Genomic DNA, 23,330 nt, shown 5'->3' with positions numbered 1-23,330 from the left:
GATAGCTTGACCTGCCGCCGCAGTCAGCGCGTGGTAATAAAAAAAGATATAACTAAAGCTCTTTTGGTTATAAGCCAATACAGGAAGGTAATTCTTTTGCATTTTATTTTTCAGGGATTCAAATACGCATTAAGTCAGGGGATATACAGGTAATGATCCGGTTAGAAAATATAAATGTAGACTTTCCTGCTGGAAAGGCCGGACAGGTTAAAGCGGTGAATAATGTCACGTTGAACATTGCCGCAGGTGAAGTATTCGGCATTATCGGCACCAGTGGGGCTGGTAAGAGTACGCTGCTGCGCACCATTAATCTGTTACAGCGTCCCACCAGCGGGGAGGTTTATATCGGTGATACGCTGATCAGTCGTGCAACAGGGCGCGAGTTACGCCAGCACCGCCAGCGTATTGGCATGATCTTCCAGCATTTTAATCTGATGAACACGCGCACCGTCTATGACAACATCGCTTTCAGCCTGCGTGCTGCGGGAAAAAGCAGTGCAGAGATAGCGCAGCGTGTTCCTGAAATCATGCAGTTGGTTGGGCTGGAGGACAAGGGCAAGTCCTTTCCCGCTCAGCTCAGTGGTGGGCAGAAACAGCGTGTCGGTATTGCACGGGCCATCGCTAATCATCCGGATGTGTTGTTATGTGATGAACCCACCTCTGCATTGGATCTGGAAACCTCGGCGTCCATTCTGGCGCTGTTAAAAGACATTAATAAAAAGCTCGGCATCACCATGGTATTGATCTCCCATGAGATGAACGTCATTAAAAGCGTCTGCCATCGTATGGCGGTAATGACCGGCGGTGTCATTGTGGAAGAAGGCGATGTGTTTGACGTTTTCGCCGAACCACAACATGCATTTACGCGCCAACTGGTCAGTCACGTAAATAAAATTGATCTCCCGGAACGGTTTTACCAACAGACGCAAGGACGCCTGATAAAAATTCGCTTTGCCGACAGTTCTGTGGAAAATCCGCTGATTTCTGAAGCTGCACAGCGCTATAACGTGGCGATTAATATCCTGCACGGCAATATCGAATACATTAACGATCGCGCACTGGGCCATATTATTGCCCTGGTGTGTGCTAAAACGCCTGAAAGTCAGCCCGATGTGGACAATGCCATTCAGTTTTTACAGCAGCACTCTTTCGGCGTGGAGATGATTGATGAGTGATTTATTAAACGATCTCTACACCGCCTTTGGTGAAACCTTCACCATGGTCTCAATTTCAGCCTTGTGTGCGGTGCTGTTGGGCTTGCCGCTCGGGGTCGCGATTTATGTTACGGATCGCCATCTGTTCTGGCAGAACCGGGTACTGAATCTGATCTCTACGGTGCTGGTCAATGTGATCCGTTCAGTGCCGTTTGTCATTCTGCTGGTGCTGTTATTGCCGTTAACCCAGTGGCTGTTGGGCAATACCATCGGCCCGGTTGCAGCCTCCGTGCCTATGTCAGTCGCGGCGATTGCTTTTTATGCCCGCATGGCGGATGCCGCGCTGCGTGAAGTTGACAGCGGCATTGTTGAAGCCGCAGAAGCGTTTGGTGCCAGCCCACTGCGGATTATTTTCACCGTGCTGTTACCGGAAGCGCTGGCGGGGCTACTGCGCGGCCTGACCATAACCCTGGTGAGCCTGATTGGCTATTCCGCGATGGCAGGCATTGTTGGCGGTGGCGGCGTAGGTGATCTGGCCATTCGCTTTGGTTACTACCGTTATGAAACCAATGTGATGGTGGTGACTGTCTGTGCGCTAGTGGTGCTGGTGCAGGTGGTTCAAATGGCCGGTGACTGGCTGGCAAAACGCGCGGACAAACGCGAGAGACGTTCATAAGAGGCTGAGTGATGAAAATCGACAAAATTGTACTGCGTAAGATGAAAATGGCGTTGAAAACGCCGTTTACCACCAGCTTCGCCACCCAGACAGAGAAGCATTTCAGCGTGGTGGAAGTCCATGCTGGCGGCGTCGTCGGCTATGGCGACTGTTCCGCGATTTCCCTGCCGTTCTACAACGAAGAGACCAACGTCACGGCCTGGCACATTATGCGGGACTTCCTGATCCCGATGCTGAAACAAGCCGGGGACATTAGCCATCCTTCACAGGCTCGGGAGATCTTTGCGCCGGTAAAACGCAATAACTGCGCGAAAGCCGCGATTGAAGGCGGCCTGTGGGATGCCTGGGCAAAGCAGCAGGGCATATCGCTGGCAAAAGCGATTGGTGGTGAGCGCACGCGTGTGGAGGCCGGCGTCAGTATCGGTATTCAGTCCACGCCAGACAAACTGATTGAAGTGGTTGATGGCTATCTGAACGAAGGCTACAAACGCATCAAGATCAAAATCAAGCCAGGTTACGATTTCAACTATGTACAGGCGCTGCGCCAGACCTTTGGTGATATCACGTTGATGGTGGATGCCAACTCGGCTTACACCCTGGATGACATCGATCTGTTTAAACGCATGGATCAGTTCGGGCTGCTGATGATTGAGCAGCCGTTGGCTCATGACGACATTATCGATCACCGTAAATTACAGGCGGCGATTGCGACCCCGATCTGTCTGGATGAGAGCATTGCCTCGGCAGAAGATGCGCGTAAAGCGCTGGAGTTAGGCAGCGGAAAAATCATCAACATTAAAGTGGCGCGCGTAGGTGGCATCACCGAAGTGAAAATGATCCACGATTTGTGCCAGCAGCAAGGTGTGCCGGTGTGGTGTGGCGGCATGCTGGATACCGCCGTAGGCAAAGCCCACAATATTGCGATTGCTTCACTGCCCAACTTTGTCTTCGCCCACGATATCCCGCCTTCTTCACGTTACTGGCATGAAGACTTCATGCTGCCGCAGGTTGAAATGGATCGCGACAGTTGCGTAGCCGTGCCGGAAGCGCCAGGCATTGGCTTTGCCATTAACCCAGGTTTGTATCAGGAATATTGCTACGGCGAAGAGTCGTTCAGTTTTTAAGGCGGCTCACCCCGCCGATGCGTCAACACCGGGAAAGTTGTTTAAAATTAAAAATTACAGGATAGAGACATGTTGCTGAAAAAATTGCTGCCACTGTTGCTGCTGCCCGTGCTGGGTATGGCGCAGGCCCATGCTGCCGATGCAGCGCACACGATCACCATCGGGGTGTCCCCTGGTCCGTATGGCGATATGGTGAAACATGCCATTGCACCGCAGATGGAAAAGAAAGGCTATGAAGTGAAAGTGCGTGAGTTCAGCGACTATATTCAGCCGAACCTGGCGCTGGCAAACAAGAGTATTGATGCCAATCTGTTCCAGAACCGTCGCTACCTGAACCGTTTCAGTGCCGATAAAGGGCTAAAGCTGGCGGAAGTGATCACCGTGCCGACCGCCAGCATGGGCTTTTATTCCAATAAAATTCACTCGCTGAACGAGCTGAAAAAAGGCGACATCGTAACGTTACCCAACGATCCCTCTAACCTGTCGCGCTCTCTCGACTTCCTGCAGAAGTATGGGGTGATCAAGGTGAATCCGGACGTGGCGGTGACCAAAGCGTCTCTGAAAGATATTACTGAGAACCCGCACGGCGTGGTGTTTAAGCCACTGGAAGCTGCACAGTTACCGCGTGCAATGGGAGGTGTAACGGGCTCGCTGATCAACGCTAACTTTGCCCTGAGTGCCGGCATGAAACTGTCAGATGCGATCCAGCTGGATGTACTGCCTGAAGACATCAAAAACATGATTGTGGTGCGTGCGGAAGATATTAATAAGCCGTTTGCCCAGGATCTGAAAGCCGCCGTGGAATCACCGGAATTTGAAGCGCTGTTTGATGCTCCAGACAGTGAATTTGCTTCATTCCAGAAGCCTGAGTGGATGAAGGCCCGCCATAAATAACCATAAAAGGCTGCTTCGGCAGCCTGTTTCACTGCTATTGTCAATTTTCGCATACTCTTATAACAATAAAGCATTTAAATTCGATATTACACGTCTAAAAATTATAATGTTTGCAATCCGCCAGTGCTTTTCATATAACCCCTAATCCGTTTTTTTCTCAGGATTCAGGTGCCATGCTCAGTACCGATATGCGCTATTTTCTCGCCGTTGCGGATGCCGGTTCGTTAAGTGGTGCCAGCCAGTCGCTGTTTGTTGCCGTTTCGGCCATCAGTCGGCAGATTCATCGCCTTGAAGAGCGTATTGGCGTGCCGCTGTTTGAAAGACACGCACGTGGCATGACGCTGAATGAAGCTGGGCGCATGCTGGAGCGTCAGGTGCGAAAAAGCGTGATGGATATGGATCTTCTGATGGCGGAGATCGTCGGCAGCAACACGCAGAAGCAAACGGTGATCCACATTGCCTGCACCGAGGGGATGTCATTTGATACCTTGCCCACGTTGCTGGCGCGTTTTCAGCAACAGCAGCCACACATTGCGTTTCAACTGCACGTCGGAACGGGCCAGCAGGTTTCACAATGGGTCCGGTTAGGCAAAGTGGATGTGGCGCTACAGTTTTCTATGGCACCGGAAGCCGGTGTGGAAGTCCTGCTTTCTCTGCCTGCACCCTTGCTGATGCTGATGTCTCACCAGCATAGCGCCCTGGGAACCTCACTGGGGCCACAGCAGCTCACGGCTTTCCCGTTGGCATTGCCGGGCACCGGCACCACGTTACGCCAGCTGTTTGATCTCTCTTGTCGGATGGAAGGGGTATTCCCGGAACCGCTGCTCAGTTGCGATAATTTTACCAGCCTCTATCACTATATTCTCACCATGCCGGAGTCGATGGCCGCCTGCAGTTTTTACTCGGTGATGTATAAGTTGCAGCATGCGCCTATTGCATTGAAAGCGCTGGAAGCCAGGGTGCCCGCCGAGCGTTTTCTCCAGATTCAGCAGCAGGAGAATCGCCAGCCGAGCGCCGATGTGGTGGGGTTTATCCGTTTTATGATTGGGCAGTTCCGTCAGCAGCAGATTTTCTCTGAGCAGCACAGCATCCAGGGTGAATTGAGGGGACAAGCCTCAGCGGGGTGAGGCTTGTGGTCGTGAAATTAGCGCTGCTGGGCGAATCGTACCGGCTGATCGCTGCCGTTACGGCGCATGACACGGTCCAGCACTTGTTGTTCCAGTTCCGCCAGTCGTACCGATCCTTTACGCCGTGGGCGCGGCAGATCAACCGTGAGATCGAGGCCGATCTGACCCTCTTCAATCAGCAGCACGCGATCCGCCATTGCCACTGCTTCGCTGACGTCATGGGTGACCAGCAATACCGTAAAGTTATGCTGTTGCCACAGCGATTCAATCAATCCTTGCATCTCAATGCGTGTCAGGGCATCCAGAGCGCCGAGTGGCTCATCGAGCAGCAGCAGGCCAGGGCGATGAATCAGTGCGCGGGCCAGCGCAACGCGTTGCTTCTGTCCACCTGACAGCGCCGCAGGCCAGTCATTGGCACGTTCTGCCAGTCCAACGGCTTCCAGTGCTTTCAGGGCATCACTGCGCCACTCGCGGCCTTTCAGTCCGAGACCTACGTTATCAATTACTCGCTTCCACGGCAGCAGTCGTGCGTCCTGGAACATCAGACGAGTATCTTCCTGCGCGGATTTCAGCGGGGCATTCCCCGCCAGCAACTCGCCTTGTGACGCCTGTTCCAGACCCGCCAGCAGACGCAACAGCGTGCTCTTGCCGCATCCGCTGCGTCCCACAACTGCGACAAACTGCCCAGCGGGAATATGTAAATCAATCCCGTTTAGAATTGTGCGGTCGCCATACTGCTTACTGACGCCATTAACACCGACGGGTAAACCGCTGTTCAGGCGTGACGGAGATGGACTCAGGCTCATGCGTTAGCCTCCTTGAGTTGATACGCCGGATGCCAGCGCAGCCAGACGCGTTCCAGCAGTTGGGCCGCGACATCGGCCAGTTTACCCAGCAGGGCGTAGAGAATAATGGCGACCACCACCACATCGGTTTGCAGGAATTCACGCGCGTTCATCGCCAGGTAGCCAATCCCTGAGTTCGCCGAAATCGTCTCAGCCACAATCAACGTGAGCCACATCAGCCCAAGCGCAAAGCGAACCCCCACCATAATCGAGGGCAGGGCCCCTGGCAGAATCACCTGACTGAACAGGCTCCAGCCCGAGAGACCATAGCTGCGCGCCATCTCCACCAGGCCACGATCAATGTTACGAATGCCGTGATAGGTGTTGAGATAAATCGGGAACAGCGTACCCAGCGCCACGAGGAAGATTTTGGCGGACTCGTCGATGCCAAACCACAGGATCACCAGCGGGATCAGCGCCAGATGCGGCACATTGCGCAGCATCTGGATCGAGGTATCCAGCAGACGTTCGCCGAGGCGCGATGTGCCGGTAATCAGGCCCAACACCAGGCCGATAGATCCCCCAATGGCAAACCCAAGCAGCGCACGCCAGGTGCTGATCACCAGGTCTTGCCACAGCTCACCGCTTTCTGTCAGTCGCCAGCCGCTGAGAAGAATATTTTCCGGTGATGGCAGGATGCGCGTAGAGAGCAGCCCGACCTGAGAGGCAATTTGCCACACCACCAGAATGCCCACGGGCAGCGCCCACGGCACCAGTTGATTAAGCAGTTTGCTGGTTGTTTTTGCCATGATTTTCTCCTTAGCTCTGCGAGACTTTCTGTGGCGCAAAATCATGTGCAACGTGTTCGCCGTGAGCCTGGGTGATACGTACCGGCGGCACTTCCGGGATTTTCAGGTCAAGGTGTGGGAACAGCAGTTCACCCACGCGATAGGCCTCTTCCAGATGCGGATAGCCAGAAAGAATAAAGGTTTCGATCCCCAGATCCGCATACTCTTTGATGCGTGCAGCCACGGTTGGGCCATCACCCACCAGTGCCGTACCGGCACCACCACGGACCAGGCCGACGCCAGCCCACAGGTTCGGGCTGATTTCCAGCTTGTCTCGCTGGCCACCGTGCAGGGCTTGCATGCGGTGTTGGCCGACGGAGTCGGTTTTCGCCAGGGCTGCCTGTGCTTTCGCGATAGTGGCATCATCCAGGTGAGAGATCAGGCGCTCTGCTGCCTGCCAGGCTTCCGCATTGGTTTCACGCACAATGACGTGCAGACGGATACCAAAGCGGACTTTGCGCCCCTGAGCAGCGGCTTTAGCGCGCACCTGGTCCAGTTTTTCTTTGACCTGCGCCGGTGGCTCACCCCAGGTCAGGTAGACATCAACCTGTTCTGCGGCCAGGTCTTGTGCTGGCTCAGAGGAGCCGCCAAACCAGAGCGGTGGACGCGGTTGCTGTACCGGTTTAAACATCAGGCGCGCACCGCGCACGTTGACGTGCTTGCCTTCATAATCCACCGTTTCGCCTTCCAGCACGCGACGCCAGACGCGGGTAAACTCTGCCGATTCGTCATAGCGCTCTTTGTGGTCGAGGAAGACACCATCACCGGCTAACTCTTCTGCATCCCCCCCGGTGACCAGGTTGAACAGCGCACGGCCATTCGACAGGCGATCGAGCGTTGCCGCCTGACGTGCTGCCTGCGTCGGGGAGATCACGCCAGGACGTAACGCAACCAGGAAGCGCAGACGCTGGGTGACGGGAATCAGTGAGGCTGCAACCAGCCAGGCATCTTCGCAGGAGCGGCCAGTGGGGATCAGTACGCCACCAAAACCGAGGCGGTCGGCTGCCTGAGCAACCTGTTGTAAATAGGCGTGGTCAATCGGACGTGCGCCCTGACTGGTGCCGAGGTAGTGTCCATCACCGTGAGTAGGCAGGAACCAGAATACGGATACGCTCATGGTAAAACTCCTTACTGACTGATCGTTTGCGGATGCCAGATGCGGTCGCGGATCGACACTTTCACTGGCATCAGATGATTGGCATAAAACAGGTCGGCAGTGGCCTGTTGTTTGGCTGCGGTCTGCTCATCCACCAGCGTGATGGTTGAAGCAGGACGATGATCGAGATAACTGGCCAGAACCGGTTTCGGCAGACCCATCGCTGCGGCCAGTAGCGTGATGCTCTGTTCGCGGTCGGTACGGGTCAGGGCATCAGCGGCGGTAAAGGTTTTCAATACCTGTTGGATGAACTCGCCGTTGGCTTCGGTAAACTTACGCGTAGCCAGGTAGAACGAACCGGTCTGATTCAGTTTGCTGCCATCGGTTAACACGCGAGCATGGCCTTGCTGCAATGCGGCAGAGTAGTACGGGTCCCAAATGGCCCAGGCATCGACGTCCCCCTGCTGGAACGCCGCACGGGCATCCGCTGGGGTCAGGTAAACCGGTTTAACATCGTTGAGCGAGAGTCCGGCCAGTTGCAGGGCACGCAGCAGTAAATTGTTGGAGCTAGAGCCTTTCTGGAAGGCGACTTTTTTCCCTTTCAGGTCAGCCACGGTTTTTATCGGGCTGTTATCGGCGACCAGGATAACTTCGGCCTGTGGATGGGGCGGTTCAAGACCGACATAGAGCAAATCCGCTCCCGCAGCCTGAGCAAACAGCGGCGGCAGGTCGCCGGTGCTGCCAAAATCAATACTGCCCACGTTCAGCGCTTCCAGCATTTGTGGACCAGCAGGGAATTCAATCCACTGAATCTGAGTGTGGGGGAAACGGGTTTCCAGCATATGGTGGGCTTTTGCCAGCACCATACTGACGGAACCTTTTTGATAGCCAATACGAAACGATGTCGGGGCGGTGTCCGCAGCCTGGATGCTGAGGCTGCTTAGCATCAGTAACGCCATTATCCATCTGGCCCAGCTTGCATAGGTCCTTTTCATGGTTTTGTCTCTGTCCTTTATATAGCTTGTGCAACAGGGTGGCGATGGCGGGTTAATGCCAGCCAGAAATTGGTGACGGATTCGTCCAGTCGTTGGGTTAACTGCGCATCAAACTCAGCCTGACGGTCGTAATGTGTGACCTGATGCTCCTCGGCAAACACGCCATGTAAAATTTCCTGCGCCTTTAAGGCGTTTAGCACCGGCTTAAGGGCGTAATCTAAGGCCAGCATGTGGCCTGCGCTGCCACCACTGGCAATCGGTAACACCACCTTATGTTCCAGCGCACGTTCTGGAAGCAGATCGAGTAGCGTTTTCAGCGCCCCAGAGAACGACGCTTTATAAATGGGCGTAGCAACAATGACGCCGTCGGCTTCTGCCAGGTCATCACGTAGCGCCTGTAAGGCCGGGGCATCAAACCGTGCATTAATCAGGTCGTCCGGCTGGAAGTTATGGATGTTCCAGGGAATCACTTCAACGCCGCGCGTTTCCAGTGCGCGCTGGCAGTGAATAAGCAGTGCCGTTGAGCGCGAAGGGAAGCGCGGACTTCCGGCAAGCGTAATAACCCGCATGGCGACTCCTTATAACCGAAAGTTATTAATTTTCTAAGGTTGAGAACTTATGTGCTAATCCTGACAGACCCTGTGGCTTGGCTTAAATGATTTATGTGGCATAGATATGCGCAAAACTGCATATGCGGTTTGGTGTATTAGGGCGGGGAAGAAACAGCTGCGAATAGTCTTAAATCGTATCAACAGTACAGTTCTGTATCTATCACGGATGGTTATCAAACAACATCGTGACAAATCATTTCTGCCACAGTGATGTTAAGCCGTCTGGCGGTGTGTAACTTATTATTGTTGAGATGTAATACTTTCTCCTGATGGTTACAGTTGCGATAAAAGTCGTTAGCAATCAAATGGACGATTGTAAGTGCACCTGTTTTTTTACAGACTATTCCCACTCATACTTTAATTTAAATCATTAGCTGGAAATGAAGTTCGCGACTTAATTCATAGCCACACACATTCTGTTTCCATTGCAGTTGGTTACCTTCCAGCATGTTCAATATATTTCGTTTAAATATTGTTTAATTCTGGTGGGGGTATTGATTAGGCTGATTGATGTTTTTCCGGCGCAGGTCATCTCACCGTTGTTGAATGAATGCTACAACTCTGCGCATGGATGTGGTTAAGATAAAAATGATGTTTATTCTCGCTTTTGATTTTGCTCCTTGTTTATTAATGGTCCTGTTTTAGGTTTCTGTTTTATTTTATGGCAGGGGAAGTTATGTCTGAATATCTGTTATCCGTGATTGTGCCGACCTATAATGTTGAGCGTTATGTGCAGGCGTGTATTGATTCATTACTCGGTCAACTCAGCGGTAAATTCGAAATTATCATTGTTAATGACAGCTCAACGGATGACACCTTGATGGTGTTAGAACGTTTCTATCGTGAGGTGCCGCAGGTCCGTATCGAAACGGTGGTTAATGGTGGAGCTGGGCTAGCACGCGATCGTGGCGTGGCATTGGCGCGGGGTGAGTTTCTGTTTTTCTGCGACCCCGATGATATCGTGGCCGGAGATATTACGGCGGAACTGGCAGAGGTACTGCGCGCGCAGCCAGAGACCGAGCTGTTCTGTTTCAGTTCGCAAATGTTTGCTGAGGAGAATCGGGCGGATGTGCGTCCAAAGGTGCGCCACACGCTTTGGGGCGTATCAAGCGGTATCGAGGTGTTATCTTCTTTACTGTGCAACGGCAGTTATACCTCGGCAGCATGGAATTATGCCGTGAAGCGTAGTCTGGTCATGCGTCATCATCTGCGCTTTGAAAAACGACAGCACGAAGATCATCTGTTTAGTCTTGGCGTATTTTTACATAGTCAACAGAGTTGGGTCAGCCGTCAGGTGTATTATCACCAGCGTATCAGAAGCGGTTCGCTGACAAATAGTCACAAGGGAAATGATTATTTTTATCAGCGCTACGATGCCTTTATGCATAGCTGGCACAAAATGGTGACCACGCTAGATAAAAGTGCGCTCAGTCTCCGCGTACGGCGGGAGTATCTTTTACACTCATTCCGGCTAATGATTTATCTTTCGCTGTATAACGGTACGGCAGTGCCAAAATATGTGCTGGATGCTATTCGTTTTCTCGGGCGTGAAATACGGCCAGTAAATTTTAAAGAGTGGTTGCTGCTTAAAAGTCCTGAAGTGTTTGTCCGTTTTCAGCAATACAAAGTCGGGCGGGAAGTGAAGAGTAAGCACAATTCTGAAAAGGCGGCGCGTTCGTTGTCGTTGTAACAGAGACGTGCGAAGGTAAAATAATATCAGCATCAGGATTGTGGTGTTATGGCAAAAGTTCTCGATAAAGCATTGGTTATAAATATATTGTCACTGTTAGCCTATCGCGGTGCATCGTTTCTGTTTCCTTTAGCCACGTTGCCCTATTTGGCGCGTACGCTTGGCGTTGAGCATATGGGGGTGTTAGCGTTAGCCCTGGCGTGTGTGCTGTATTGCAGCACCATTTCTGACTGGGGCTTTAACGTCTATACCACCAAAGATATTGCTCATCACCGTGAAGATAAGCCGCGGGTCACGCAGATTTTCTGGTCTACTTTTAATGCCAAGTTGTTGTTAATGCTCGTGACCAGCGGGTCGGTGTTGGCGGCCACCTGGTTTAACCCCGCGTGGCATGGGTTGTTCTGGATTATTCTGGCGAACTGTACCGCGTTACTGGGATCGCTGTTTTCCTTCGGCTGGTTGATGCAGGGCTATGAGAAATTAGGTAAGACGGCGATGATCTCGACTTTCGGCAACTTTTGCGCGATTCCGCTGACGTTTCTGCTGGTGAAGTCTCCCGGAGATACCTGGCTGGCTGCGTTGATTCCAGGCCTGGTTTCCCTGATCAGTTCCGCGATTACGTTGAAGTACGTGGTGGAGATGAAGGTGGTAGGGCGTTATCGTCTGGAGCCGCGCGAGATTTGGCAGCGTCTGACGGACAGTGTGGATGTGTTTGTGGCGATTGCCGGTGCGAATCTGTTCAACAGTGTTAACGTGCTGCTGCTCGCGACTTTTACTTCCAGCTATATGACCGGTATCTATAACGGTGCCGATCGGTTACGTAAAGCGGCCAACTCGGTACCAGAGCAGATCGGCAGTGCGTTTTTCCCGCGCGTGAGTTTTCTTTTTTCCCGTGATAAAGCGGCGGCAATTGCGGCTACACGCAAGAGTCTGCTGTTCTCTTTTCTGCTCAGCCTGGGGATTGTGATTTTCACCTTTTTCTTCGCCGATGACGTGGTGCGTATTTTACTCGGGCCGGCATTTTTACCTTCAGCCGATGTGTTGCGCGTGTTTGTGCTCTGTTTCCTGTTTGGCAATATTGCCTATCCCGCGGGGTTGCAGATCCTGATCCCCCATGGCCTGCGCCGCGAGCGGATGTTTACCATGCTGGGTGCGGGCGTGATTAATATTCCGATTTGTAGTGTGCTGGCGTGGAAATACGGTGCCATCGGTGCTGCCTGGTCGATGGTGATTGCTGAGTTACTGGTCTGTATCGGTATTTTCAGCATTATGGCGCGCCACGGGATTTTGCGTGAGTACCTGCGGCGGCCAGAGATGAGTACGGTAAGACGTTCTGAAGAAGGAATAGAGAGCCGTTGAGGGCTTGGTTGGCAGGTCAGACAGTGTGCAGGAAAGCCGCTGTGGGCTTGGTTGGCAGGTCAGACGGTGTGCAAGAAAGCCGCTGTGGGCTTGGTTGGCAGGTCAGATAGTGTGCAGGAAAGCCGCTGTGGGTTCAGGTGGCAGGTCAGACAATGGGGGGTATGACTGCAAAGGAACCCGTATCCCTACGATCCGCTGGCACATCCATGTGCCAGAGGCATTTGCTGTCATACCCCCCATCATCTTCCCAGAAGCAGCAGTGCGGCTGTCAGAAGCCCGTGCGGTTTGTCGCTTTGGGCACTGGATTTCAGGCAGTGTTTTTCAGGCAAAACAACCGTATGGATTTCGGAGGGCAGGGTAATCGGAGCGAGCCACGTCGCAGCCCGATTGCCCTGACAGGCCGAGGTATCTCGGTTTCACAGACGAGTGTTTTGACCTCGCCCCTGGCAGGCCGAGGTATCTCAGTTTAACTGACGAGTGTTTTGACCTCACCCCCCATACCCAGCACCCAGTAATTTACTTTTGCGTCAGACACCTTTACCATTCTGGCGCACAATTTTCCGTGCACCCGACGAACCCTTTGCTTCCGCTTTGCAGGAGAGTGCATGTTTTATCCTATCATCCGACCGGCGCTGTTTAAGCTTGATCCTGAGCGTGCCCACGAACTGACCTTTCAGCAAATGCGCTTCATTAGCGGCACCCCGCTGGAAAGCCTGATCCGCCAACAGCTACCTTCACGCCCGGTCACCTGCATGGGACTGACATTCAAAAATGCCCTTGGTCTTGCAGCCGGCCTGGATAAAAATGGCGAATGCATTGACGCCTTCAATGCGATGGGCTTTGGCTTCGTTGAAGTGGGCACCGTCACCCCTCGTCCGCAGGCCGGAAATGACAAGCCACGCTTGTTCCGCCTGGTGGAAGCGGAAGGGATAATTAACCGTATGGGCTTTAATAACCACGGTGTTGATCAACTGGTCGAAAACGTCAAAAAAGCACGCTTCGACGGAATACTCGGGATCAATATCGGCAAAAATAAAGACACGCCGGTTGAGCAAGGTAAAGACGATTACCTCATTTGTATGGACAAGGTCTACGCGCACGCGAGCTATATTGCCATCAATATCTCTTCGCCTAACACGCCAGGATTACGTACCCTGCAATACGGTGAAGCGCTGGATGATCTACTGGCATCGATCAAACAACGTCAAAATGAACTGCAACAGCGCCACCTGAAATATGTCCCTGTCGCTGTCAAAATTGCACCTGATTTAGATGAAGACGAACTGGTGCAAATAGCCGACAGCCTGGTAAGACACAAAATTGATGGCGTGATTGCCACCAACACCACGCTCGACAGACAACTGGTGCAAGGGCTGCGTCACTGCGATGAAGCCGGTGGTCTCAGTGGACGACCTGTGCAATCTCGTAGCACTGCCGTGATAAAAAGACTGGCACAAGAACTTAATGGCCAACTGCCAATAATTGGCGTCGGCGGAATTGATTCCCTGGTTTCTGCGCGGGAAAAAATGGCAGCTGGTGCTTCACTGGTCCAGGTCTATTCCGGATTTATTTATAAAGGGCCGGGCCTGGTTAAAGATATTGTGACCCATCTCTAAGCCATTTCTTACTGATTCCGTGCCAGGGGCTTTATTTCTGCCTCTGGCTCGTTTATATTTTTTTTCTGCTGGAGTTTTTTTCAGCAATCCTGAATGCATTCTCTCCGTGGCGTAAAGGTAATCGACGCAGCGGTGTTTTTTTACAGGGCACATTATGAAAATCAAACCTGACGACAACTGGCGCTGGTATTTTGACGCCGAACATGACCGGATGATGCTTGATCTGGCGGATGGTATGCTTTTTCGCTCCCGCTTTGCCGGAAAAATGTTAACCCCGGATGCGTTCTCGCACTCTGGTTTCACCGTTGATGATGCCGCACTCTATTACACCTTTGATGAACACTGCCGTCAGCATGAACTGGCCCCGGCTCACCGGGCGGAACTGGTGCTAAATGCGCTGGTGGCAAATCGCTTCCTCAAACCCCTGATGCCAAAAAGCTGGCACTTCACCGCACATCACTACCAGTGGCAACCCACGGTAGGATCAATGCTGGAAGTCACCGTGGCGGAAAGTGGCGAAAAAGCGCGCCTGCTGGCGATTGAATGCAGCGATGCCGCAACACTCTGCCTGCTGGCCCAACCGGCACTCACCCTGGCGGGAAAAAATATGGTACTGGGTGATGCGATAAAAGTGATGAACGACCGCCTGCAACTGAACTACCAGGCGAAATCAGCCCGCTACGCTCAGGCTGTCTGAGCCTGATTCTAACGCCATTCGCCTGCGCGATGGCGTCTCTGTTAATCCCCCTGTCTGCCCCTTAAGGCGCAGTCTCCCGTGTCTCTGCATACGACATCCGCTTGGGTGGGTATATCCTTATGACTCCGGGCGCTGATCCGCTATAATGCGCAGCAATTTTCTTAAGAGTAAAAGTGACGATATGAATTCTCTGTTTGCCAGTACGGGGCGTGGGCTCGAAGAGCTGTTAAAAAGTGAGCTGGACGCACTGGGTGCGCAGGATTTGCAGGTAGTGCAGGGCGGCGTGCACTTCAGTGCCGATGACCGTGTTATGTACCAAAGCCTGCTGTGGAGCCGCATTGCTTCACGTATTTTGCTGCCACTGGGAGAATTCGGCGTCTACAGCGACCTTGATCTGTACGTTGGCGCACAATCTGTTCCCTGGACCGAACTCTTTGACAGCAACACCACCTTTGCTGTCCACTTCAGCGGCACCAACGATGAGATCCGCAACAGCCAGTTCGGTGCGTTGAAGGTAAAAGATGCCATCGTTGACAGCTTCACCCGCAAAAATCTGGAACGCCCGAACGTCGATCGTGAACTGCCGGATATTCGCATCAACGTCTGGCTGAATAAAGACCGTGCCAGCATTGCCCTTGATTTAAGCGGTGACTCGCTGCATCAGCGCGGCTATCGCCAGCAAACCGGCGCAGCACCGCTGAAAGAGACGCTGGCTGCGGCCATTGTGATGCGTTCTGGCTGGGAAAAAAACAGCCCACTGATCGACCCAATGTGTGGTTCCGGTACGCTGTTGATCGAAGCTGCGTTGATCGCGTGCGATCGTGCTCCGGGCCTGCTGCGCAGCCGCTGGGGCTTCACCGGTTGGAAAAAACACCAGGATGCGCTGTGGCGTGAAGTACGTCAGGAAGCACTGCAACGCGCCAAAGCGGGAACGGCCGCCACCACCGCGCGCTTCTTTGGTTACGACCAGGATAACCGCGTGCTGGAATGGGCACGTGCCAATGCCCGTCGCGCAGGCGTGGCCGAACTCTTCACCTTTGCGCAGCAAGACCTGCTCAAGCTGAAGAATCCGCTGGCAGAAACCGAAACCACCGGTACGGTACTGACCAACCCACCGTACGGTGAGCGTCTGGAAAGCGAACCAGCACTGATCGCGCTGCACAGCCAGTTTGGTCGCATCCTCAAACAGCATTTTGGTGGCTGGAACCTCTCGATCTTCAGCGGATCGCCGGAACTGCTGAGCTGCCTGCAACTGCGTGCCGATCGCCAGTTTAAAGCCAAAAATGGCCCGCTGGACTGCGTGCAGAAAAACTATCAGCTCTCTGTTAACACCAACGCGGGTGGGGCACAAATTGGTGAAGACTTCGCCAATCGCCTGCGTAAAAACATCAAAAAGCTCGAGAAGTGGGCGCGTCAGGAAGGGATTGAATGTTATCGCCTGTATGATGCCGACCTGCCGGAATACAACGTAGCAGTCGATCGCTACGCTGACTGGGTGGTGGTTCAGGAGTACGCGCCGCCGAAAACGGTTGATGCCACTAAAGCGCGCCAACGCCTGTTTGATGTCATTGGTGCCACGCTCAGCGTGCTGGAAATCCCGGCGAACCGCCTGGTACTGAAAACGCGCGAACGTCAAAAGGGCACCAACCAGTATCAAAAACTGGCGGAAAAAGGTGACTACTTCGAAGTGCAGGAGTACAACGCGCGTCTGTGGGTAAACCTCACCGATTACCTCGATACCGGCCTGTTCCTCGACCACCGTATCGCCCGTAAAATGTTGGGCAAAATGAGCGAAGGCAAAGACTTCCTCAACCTGTTCTCCTACACCGGCAGCGCCAGCGTTCACGCGGGTCTGGGCGGTGCGCGTTCGACCACTACCGTCGATATGTCGCGCACTTATCTGGAGTGGGCAGAACGCAACATGCGCCTCAATGGCCTGAGCGGCCGTCAGCATCGCCTGATGCACGCCGACTGCCTGAGCTGGTTGCAGGAAAGTGATGAGCAGTTCGACCTGATCTTCATCGATCCGCCGACGTTCTCCAACTCCAAACGTATGGAAGAGAGCTTTGATGTGCAGCGTGATCACATGATGCTGATGCGCAACCTGAAACGCCTGCTGCGTCAGGGCGGCACCATCATGTTCTCCAATAACAAACGTGGCTTCAAAATGGATCTCGAAGGGATCGCGGCCCTGGGCTTAAAAGCGCAGGAAATCACGCAGAAAACCCAGTCGCAGGACTTTGCCCGTAACCGTCATATTCATAACTGCTGGCTGGTCACCCACGCCGGGAAGGAATAATCAGATGTCTTTAATCAGTATTCACGGCGCTTATCTCTCTTTCAGTGATGCGCCATTGCTGGACAACACCGAACTCCACATCGAAGAAAATGAGCGGGTTTGTCTGGTCGGCCGTAACGGCGCGGGGAAATCAACCCTGATGAAAATCATCAACCGCGAGCAGGGGTTGGATGATGGCCGTATTATTTATGAACAGGATCTGGTGGTTGCTCGCCTGCAACAGGACCCACCGCGTAATATCACCGGTTCGGTGTATGACTTCGTGGCAGAAGGTGTGGCTGAACAGGCTGAACACCTCAAGGCTTACCACGCGATCTCCCATCTGGTGATGGAAGATCCTAGTGAAAAAAACCTCAACGAAATGGGGCGTCTGCAAACGATTCTGGACCACCAGAACCTGTGGCAGTTAGACAGCCGCATTAACGACGTCCTCCAGCAGATTGGCCTGGAAGCGGATACCGAGCTCTCTTCGCTTTCGGGCGGCTGGCTGCGTAAAGCGGCGCTGGGCCGTGCGCTGGTCAGTAACCCACGTGTGTTAATGCTGGATGAACCGACCAACCACCTCGATATCGAAACCATCGACTGGCTGGAAACCTTCCTCAAAACCTTCACCGGCAGCATCGTGTTTATCTCGCACGACCGTTCGTTTATCCGCAATATGGCGACGCGTATCGTCGACCTGGATCGCGGTAAGCTGGTGTCATGGCCGGGTGACTACGACCAATATCTGCTGGCGAAAGAAGAAGCCCTGCGCGTTGAAGAGATGCAAAACGCGGAGTTTGACCGCAAGCTGGCGCAGGAAGAAGTGTGGATCCGCCAGGGCATTAAAGCGCGTCGTACCCGTAACGAAGGGCGCGTGCGCGCACTGAAAGCCCTGCGTCGTGAGCGTTCAGAACGTCGCGAAGTGATGGGCAAAGCCAACATGCAGGTGGGTGAAGCGTCACGTTCGGGTAAAATCGTCTTTGAGCTGGAAAACGTCAACTATGCGGTAGACGGCAAAACGCTGGTGAACAACTTCTCCAGCCAGGTACAGCGTGGCGACAAAATCGCCCTTATCGGGCCGAATGGCTGCGGTAAAACCACCTTGCTGCGCCTGATGCTGGATCAACTTAAAGCGGATAGCGGCCGCGTTCACTGTGGTACCAAGCTGGAAATCGCCTACTTTGACCAGCACCGTGCTGAACTGGACCCGGATCGCACCGTCATGGACAACCTGGCAGAAGGTAAGCAGGAAGTGATGGTCAACGGCAAGCCGCGCCACGTGCTCGGCTATCTGCAAGACTTCCTGTTCCATCCAAAACGCGCGATGACGCCGGTGCGTGCGCTTTCTGGTGGAGAGCGTAACCGCCTGCTGCTGGCGCGCCTGTTCCTTAAGCCTAGCAACCTGCTGATTCTCGATGAACCGACTAACGACCTCGACGTTGAAACGCTGGAGCTGCTGGAAGAACTGGTTGACGGCTATCAGGGCACGGTCATGCTGGTCAGCCACGACCGTCAGTTCGTCGATAACACCGTGACTGAGTGCTGGATCTTCGAAGGCAACGGTGAGATTGGTGCCTTTGTCGGAGGCTACCATGATGCGCAGCAACAACGTGCCGCCTATAAGCAGAAGAAATCAGCTCCGGTGAGTAAAGCACCAACGGCAGCAAAACCGGTGGAAAAAACCGAAACTGCTAAGCGTCCGGCGGGGAAACTGAGCTTTAATTTGGCGCGTGAGCTGGAACAGCTGCCGCAAAAGTTAGAGACGCTGGAAGCGCGAGTAGGTGAATTGCAGGCTAAAATGAGTCATCCTGACTTCTTTAGCCAGCCGCATGACAAAACGCAGCCGGTGCTGGATGAACTGGCTCAGACTGAACAGGAGCTGGAAACAGCATTCCTGCGTTGGGAAGAGCTGGAGGCGCTGAAAAACGGCGGCGCATAACAAGGGATAAAGGAATGTGTAGCGCAGAAAAACCGCAAGGGTGGAAACTCTGCCCGCAGTGTGATTTAACGGTACAACTGCCGCCTGTTCCTGTTGGCAGCAAGGCTTCATGCCCGCGCTGCCACACAACGCTTCAGACTCACTGGCATGAGCCTCGTCGTCGCCCGAGCGGATACGCTCTGGCGGCGCTGTTTATGTTGGTGCTGGCGAACTTGTTTCCGTTTATCACGATGAATGTCGCAGGCCTCAGCAGCGGCATTTCCTTGCCACAAATCCCCCAGGTCATGGTGTCGGACAACTACAGCAGCCTGGCAACACTCTTCCTGCTGTTTGTCCAGGGCGTTCCGGCGTTCTGCATGATTACCATTCTGTTGCTGGTTAACCGTGTGCGTATGCCGCATCGGCTGCGGGTCGGGCTGGCGCGCGTCCTGTTTGACCTGCGCAGTTGGGGAATGGCTGAAATCTTCATGGTTGGCATTCTTGTCAGCTTTGTAAAACTCATGGCATACGGGCAGATTGGCCTCGAAATCAGCTTCTGGCCGTGGTGTCTGTTCTGTTTGTTGCAACTGCGTGCCTTCCAGTGTGTGGATAAACGTTGGGTATGGCAGCAAATTTCACCGCTGCCTGCGCTGCCGTTTACCCCGCAAAAAGGGGTTAGCGGCCTGAGCCAGGGGTTACGTTCCTGCCCATGCTGCACGGCTGTGTTACCTGCCGATCAACTTGACTGCCCACGTTGCGGCGTGCGTGCTCACCCACGGCGACGCCATAGTTTGCAGTGGACGCTGGCGCTGTTGTGTACCGCTGTGATGCTCTATATCCCTGCGAATCTGTTACCGATCATGGTGACGGAAACCCTTGGTACGTCTTATCCGTCGAATATCATGGCAGGGGTTATTTTGCTGTGGAGTGATGGATCGTACCCGGTCGCGCTGGTGATTTTTATTGCCAGCATCATGGTCCCGACGCTGAAAATGTTGGCGATGGGCTGGCTGTGTTGGGGAGCCAGCGGACGCGGGCAGCCTGACCGGGAAAAAATGCACCGCATTTATGAAGTCGTGGAGTTCGTTGGCCGCTGGTCAATGATCGATGTATTTGTTATTGCTGTGCTCTCCGCGCTGGTGCGGATGGGACGGCTTATGAGCGTATCGCCCGCGCTTGGGGCACTGCTGTTTGCCCTGGTGGTCATCATCACGATGATTGCCGCTATCACCTTCGATCCCCGCCTGTGCTGGGATCGTTTACAAGAGCCTCAAACAAAGGAGCCTCGGCTTGACGGACAATAATCATGGCCTCGCCAGGGTCGATCAGATCAAACGCTGGTCCCCGGTATGGATCGTACCGATCGTGACGTTGCTGATTGGTGGCTGGATCCTTTACTGGCACTTTAGCCATTTAGGGCCGGAAGTCACTTTAATCACCGAAAATGCTGAAGGTATCGAAGCCGGGAAAACCACCATTAAAAGCCGTAGCGTCGATGTGGGCGTGGTGGAAAGCGCAGTGCTGACCGACGACCTGCATCATGTTGAAATCAAAGCCCGACTTAATTCAGGCATGGAAAAACTGCTGCACGGCGACAGCGTCTTTTGGGTGGTGAAACCCCAAATTGGTCGCGAAGGGGTGACCGGACTGAACACGCTGTTGTCAGGTGCCTATATTGAATTGCAGCCCGGCAATAAAGGCGATGAGCCAGAGCACTATCAGCTACTGGATGCGCCACCGTTAGCGCCACCGGATGCGAAAGGCATTCGCGTGGTGCTCGACAGTAACAAAGCGGGTCAGCTCAATCCGGGCGATCCCGTGTTGTTCCGGGGATACCGCGTCGGCTCGGTTGAAACCAGCGCGTTTGATACCGAAAAGCGCATGATGACCTATCAGCTGTTTATTGCGGCACCTTATGATCGTCTGGTCACCACCAATGTGCGTTTCTGGAAGGACAGCGGTATCGCGGTGGATATGTCCTCGGCGGGCCTGCGCGTGGAGATGGGATCGCTGACGACGCTGTTCAGTGGCGGTGTGAGCTTTGATGTGCCAGATGGCTGGGAGTTGGGTCAGGTAGCGGAAAACCAGGCTGACTACCACCTGTTTGACAGCCAGCGCAGTATCCAGGATTCGCTGTATACCAATCATATCGACTTCCTGACCTTCTTTACCGATTCGATTCGCGGTCTGCAACAGGGTGCGCCGGTCGAATTCCGTGGTATTCGCGTCGGGACGGTTTCTGAAGTGCCTTACATGAACAATAACATCATGCAGGCGCTGAATAATGACTACCGTATTCCGGTGCTGATTCGCATTGAACCGGATCGCTTTATTAAGCGACTGGGTAACTTTGATCTTGAGCAGCATCTCCATGACGGTATGAAGCAGGGGCTGCGCGCTTCGCTCAAAACCGGCAATCTGCTGTCTGGATCGCTGTATATCGACCTCGACTTCTACGACAACGCGGCACCTTATCGTGGTCCGGCTAAAGTTGTGGGCTATGAAGTTATCCCGACGGTGAGTGGTGGACTGAGCCAGATTCAGCAAAAACTGGTGGCGGCGCTGGATAAGATTAACTCCCTGCCGTTGAACGACATGGTTTCACAAGCAACCGGAACGCTGAAACAGGGCCAGCAAACGCTGCGTGAACTGCAAACCACAGTGGATAATTTGAACAAAATTACCGCTAGCCCAGCGATGAAAACGCTGCCGGCAGAAACACAGCAAACGCTGCGTGAGCTGAACCGTACCATGAAGGGGCTGCAACCTGGTTCACCGGCTTATAACCGCCTGGTGGGCGATATGCAGCGTCTTGATCAGGTCATGCGCGAACTGCAACCTGTACTGCAAACCCTGAACACCAAGAGCAATGCTTTGGTCTTTGAAGCCAAACCCGGTAAAGATCCGCAGCCGAAGGGAGTAAAACCGTGAGAAAAAGTCTTTTTGCGGCCGCTGTGCTGCTGATGGTGGGGTGCAGTAGCACCCCGACAACCACCTATTATCAGTTGCCAACGGACAGCACTGTCTCAGCGGTAACCACCACGGCTGACAGCACGCAACCCGCAATTTGGGTCGAGCAGGTTAGCGTGCCGGATTATCTGGTGGGTAATGGGCTGGTTTACCAAACCAGTGAGGTGAAGTATGTGATTGCCACCAGCAATCTCTGGGGAAGCCCGCTGGATCAGCAACTCAAGCAAACGCTGGTCAGCAACCTCAGCCGGGCGATGCCTGGCCGGTTAGTCTCGGCAACGCCGCTGGGAGATACGCATGATACGCTGGATGTTTCGGTCAGTGGCTTCCACGGCCGTTATGACGGCCGGGTGATCGTGAGCGGGGCATGGGTGCTGCAGCATCAGGGGCAGATCACACGCCGTGAATTTAATCTGGCGCTGCCGCAACAGCAAGATGGCTACGATGCACTGGTGAAAACTCTGGCACAAGGCTGGCAACAGGTCGCACAGCAAATCGCTCAAAATAGTCAGGCATCCAGCGGGGGGCTAACTCGCTGATATTGCGAAATGCTGCATTTTAGCGTCCAATTTATGACGTTGATATGAAGATTTTGCATTGATCTTTTCATCCCATGACGGTAGAACAGGGGAGTGGCGAACGAAAAAACGCCACTCCTATCTTTCCACCAGATTCCACCAGACCTGAATGAGGGAAACGAGGTATGAAGAGACAGAAACGAGATCGTTTAGAACGCGCCCAATCACGGGGTTATCAGGCAGGTATTACGGGACGCTCAAAAGAGCTTTGTCCTTATCAAACCCTGGACGCTCGGTCTCACTGGCTGGGAGGTTGGCGACAAGCCATGGAGGACAGGGCGGTTGCATAACCGGCTGTCACTAAAAGGAAACAACCTCCGCTTTGCAGCGGAGGTTTTTTTATGCGTAATTCAGAGATGCTGGTGTATCAGAATACGGTGGTATCTTTGAACAGACCGACTTTCAGGTCGCTGGCGCTGTAGATCAGGTTGCCATCAACAAATACTTCACCGTCTGCAACGCCCATTACCAGTTTACGGTTAATCACGCGCTTGAAGTGAATTTTGTAAGTGACTTTCTTCGCCACTGGCAGAACCTGGCCGGTGAATTTAACTTCACCTACGCCCAGTGCACGGCCTTTACCTTCTGCACCTAACCAGCCCAGGTAGAAGCCAACCAGCTGCCACATCGCATCCAGACCCAGACAGCCAGGCATTACCGGGTCACCGGTGAAGTGGCAACCAAAGAACCACAGGTCCGGATGAATATCCAGTTCTGCTTCTACAAATCCTTTATCAAAATTACCACCGTCTTCGGTCATTTTGACCACACGGTCCATCATCAGCATATTGCCTGACGGCAACGGCGGACCGTTTTCGCCAAACAGTTCACCACGGCCAGAAGCAATCAGGTCTTCCTTGGTATAGGACTCGCGTTTATCAACCATATTTTTTGTATAACCTTATTTTAAT

At 53.5% G+C, this 23,330-nt stretch carries 21 protein-coding genes; 15 read left to right on the top strand and 6 right to left on the bottom strand.

Annotated features, from left to right (window positions below; genetic code table 11):
• The first annotated feature begins 152 nt into the window (after window positions 1-152).
• The 5 genes from F3J40_RS03470 (at window position 153) to F3J40_RS03450 (ending at window position 4,975) form a co-directional block, all read left to right on the top strand.
• Entirely contained in the window at window positions 153-1,175 is a 1,023-nt protein-coding gene (locus F3J40_RS03470; protein ID WP_167012596.1) for a methionine ABC transporter ATP-binding protein, read from the top strand.
• The gene (locus F3J40_RS03465; RefSeq protein ID WP_017349532.1) at window positions 1,168-1,830 is read left to right on the top strand and encodes a methionine ABC transporter permease; all 663 of its coding nucleotides are present in this window, start codon (window positions 1,168-1,170) and stop codon (window positions 1,828-1,830) included. The genes F3J40_RS03470 and F3J40_RS03465 overlap by 8 nt, the downstream gene beginning before the upstream one ends.
• A gap of 11 nt (window positions 1,831-1,841) precedes the next feature.
• Window positions 1,842-2,954, top strand: a complete 1,113-nt coding sequence (gene menC / locus F3J40_RS03460; protein WP_167012595.1) for an o-succinylbenzoate synthase — start codon at window positions 1,842-1,844, stop codon at window positions 2,952-2,954.
• A 69-nt stretch (window positions 2,955-3,023) separates the two neighbouring features.
• On the top strand, window positions 3,024-3,848 hold the full coding sequence (locus F3J40_RS03455) for a MetQ/NlpA family ABC transporter substrate-binding protein (protein ID WP_167012594.1): 825 nt from the start codon (window positions 3,024-3,026) through the stop codon (window positions 3,846-3,848).
• A gap of 173 nt (window positions 3,849-4,021) precedes the next feature.
• Window positions 4,022-4,975: a LysR family transcriptional regulator gene (locus F3J40_RS03450; protein WP_167012593.1), complete on the top strand. Its 954-nt coding sequence runs from the start codon at window positions 4,022-4,024 to the stop codon at window positions 4,973-4,975.
• Between the two features lie 17 nt (window positions 4,976-4,992).
• On the opposite strand, the gene ssuB is transcribed toward F3J40_RS03450, so the two are convergent.
• From ssuB to ssuE, 5 genes are read right to left on the bottom strand one after another with little or no spacing between them, the layout of a single operon-like run.
• Window positions 4,993-5,781: an aliphatic sulfonates ABC transporter ATP-binding protein gene (gene ssuB, locus F3J40_RS03445; RefSeq protein ID WP_017349528.1), complete on the bottom strand. Its 789-nt coding sequence runs from the start codon at window positions 5,779-5,781 to the stop codon at window positions 4,993-4,995.
• Entirely contained in the window at window positions 5,778-6,569 is a 792-nt protein-coding gene (gene ssuC / locus F3J40_RS03440; protein ID WP_167012592.1) for an aliphatic sulfonate ABC transporter permease SsuC, read from the bottom strand. The genes ssuB and ssuC overlap by 4 nt, the downstream gene beginning before the upstream one ends.
• A gap of 10 nt (window positions 6,570-6,579) precedes the next feature.
• Window positions 6,580-7,725 (bottom strand): FMNH2-dependent alkanesulfonate monooxygenase, encoded by a 1,146-nt coding sequence (ssuD, locus tag F3J40_RS03435; protein ID WP_167012591.1) that lies wholly within the window; start codon window positions 7,723-7,725, stop codon window positions 6,580-6,582.
• Window positions 7,726-7,736: 11 nt separating this feature from the next.
• The gene (locus tag F3J40_RS03430; protein ID WP_167012931.1) at window positions 7,737-8,663 is read right to left on the bottom strand and encodes a sulfonate ABC transporter substrate-binding protein; all 927 of its coding nucleotides are present in this window, start codon (window positions 8,661-8,663) and stop codon (window positions 7,737-7,739) included.
• A 53-nt stretch (window positions 8,664-8,716) separates the two neighbouring features.
• Entirely contained in the window at window positions 8,717-9,268 is a 552-nt protein-coding gene (gene ssuE / locus F3J40_RS03425) for an NADPH-dependent FMN reductase (RefSeq protein ID WP_017349524.1), read from the bottom strand.
• A 718-nt stretch (window positions 9,269-9,986) separates the two neighbouring features.
• On the opposite strand from ssuE, the gene F3J40_RS03420 reads away from it, so the two are divergent.
• The 10 genes from F3J40_RS03420 to rmf all read left to right on the top strand — a co-directional run bounded on the left by F3J40_RS03420 (window position 9,987) and on the right by rmf (window position 22,709).
• Window positions 9,987-11,000 (top strand): glycosyltransferase, encoded by a 1,014-nt coding sequence (locus tag F3J40_RS03420; RefSeq protein ID WP_167012590.1) that lies wholly within the window; start codon window positions 9,987-9,989, stop codon window positions 10,998-11,000.
• Between the two features lie 48 nt (window positions 11,001-11,048).
• Entirely contained in the window at window positions 11,049-12,359 is a 1,311-nt protein-coding gene (locus tag F3J40_RS03415) for a flippase (protein WP_167012589.1), read from the top strand.
• Window positions 12,360-12,964: 605 nt separating this feature from the next.
• Complete coding sequence (pyrD, locus tag F3J40_RS03410) at window positions 12,965-13,975, top strand: quinone-dependent dihydroorotate dehydrogenase (RefSeq protein WP_167012588.1); 1,011 nt, start codon at window positions 12,965-12,967, stop codon at window positions 13,973-13,975.
• 154 nt (window positions 13,976-14,129) lie between these two features.
• Window positions 14,130-14,672 carry a cell division protein ZapC gene (locus F3J40_RS03405; RefSeq protein WP_017348438.1) on the top strand — a complete coding sequence of 181 codons (543 nt, stop codon included), beginning with the start codon at window positions 14,130-14,132 and terminating at the stop codon, window positions 14,670-14,672.
• Window positions 14,673-14,853: 181 nt separating this feature from the next.
• Complete coding sequence (gene rlmKL, locus F3J40_RS03400) at window positions 14,854-16,971, top strand: bifunctional 23S rRNA (guanine(2069)-N(7))-methyltransferase RlmK/23S rRNA (guanine(2445)-N(2))-methyltransferase RlmL (protein ID WP_167012587.1); 2,118 nt, start codon at window positions 14,854-14,856, stop codon at window positions 16,969-16,971.
• Between the two features lie 4 nt (window positions 16,972-16,975).
• Window positions 16,976-18,892, top strand: a complete 1,917-nt coding sequence (locus F3J40_RS03395; RefSeq protein WP_167012586.1) for an ABC transporter ATP-binding protein — start codon at window positions 16,976-16,978, stop codon at window positions 18,890-18,892.
• Window positions 18,893-18,906: 14 nt separating this feature from the next.
• Window positions 18,907-20,175, top strand: a complete 1,269-nt coding sequence (gene pqiA / locus F3J40_RS03390) for a membrane integrity-associated transporter subunit PqiA (protein WP_167012585.1) — start codon at window positions 18,907-18,909, stop codon at window positions 20,173-20,175.
• Window positions 20,162-21,802 carry an intermembrane transport protein PqiB gene (gene pqiB / locus F3J40_RS03385; RefSeq protein ID WP_167012584.1) on the top strand — a complete coding sequence of 547 codons (1,641 nt, stop codon included), beginning with the start codon at window positions 20,162-20,164 and terminating at the stop codon, window positions 21,800-21,802. The genes pqiA and pqiB overlap by 14 nt, the downstream gene beginning before the upstream one ends.
• Window positions 21,799-22,380: a membrane integrity-associated transporter subunit PqiC gene (pqiC, locus tag F3J40_RS03380; RefSeq protein WP_167012583.1), complete on the top strand. Its 582-nt coding sequence runs from the start codon at window positions 21,799-21,801 to the stop codon at window positions 22,378-22,380. The genes pqiB and pqiC overlap by 4 nt, the downstream gene beginning before the upstream one ends.
• A gap of 164 nt (window positions 22,381-22,544) precedes the next feature.
• On the top strand, window positions 22,545-22,709 hold the full coding sequence (gene rmf / locus F3J40_RS03375; RefSeq protein WP_071524412.1) for a ribosome modulation factor: 165 nt from the start codon (window positions 22,545-22,547) through the stop codon (window positions 22,707-22,709).
• Window positions 22,710-22,786: 77 nt separating this feature from the next.
• Here rmf and fabA read toward each other — a convergent pair whose 3' ends face one another.
• The gene (fabA, locus tag F3J40_RS03370; RefSeq protein WP_017348432.1) at window positions 22,787-23,305 is read right to left on the bottom strand and encodes a bifunctional 3-hydroxydecanoyl-ACP dehydratase/trans-2-decenoyl-ACP isomerase; all 519 of its coding nucleotides are present in this window, start codon (window positions 23,303-23,305) and stop codon (window positions 22,787-22,789) included.
• Window positions 23,306-23,330 lie beyond the last annotated feature (25 nt).

It is taken from the genome of Candidatus Pantoea multigeneris (assembly GCF_011752615.1).
GTDB lineage: Bacteria > Pseudomonadota > Gammaproteobacteria > Enterobacterales > Enterobacteriaceae > Pantoea > Pantoea multigeneris.
The sequence above is the reverse complement of the archived record's forward strand: the minus strand, read 5'-3'. Positions and strand labels throughout refer to the sequence as shown.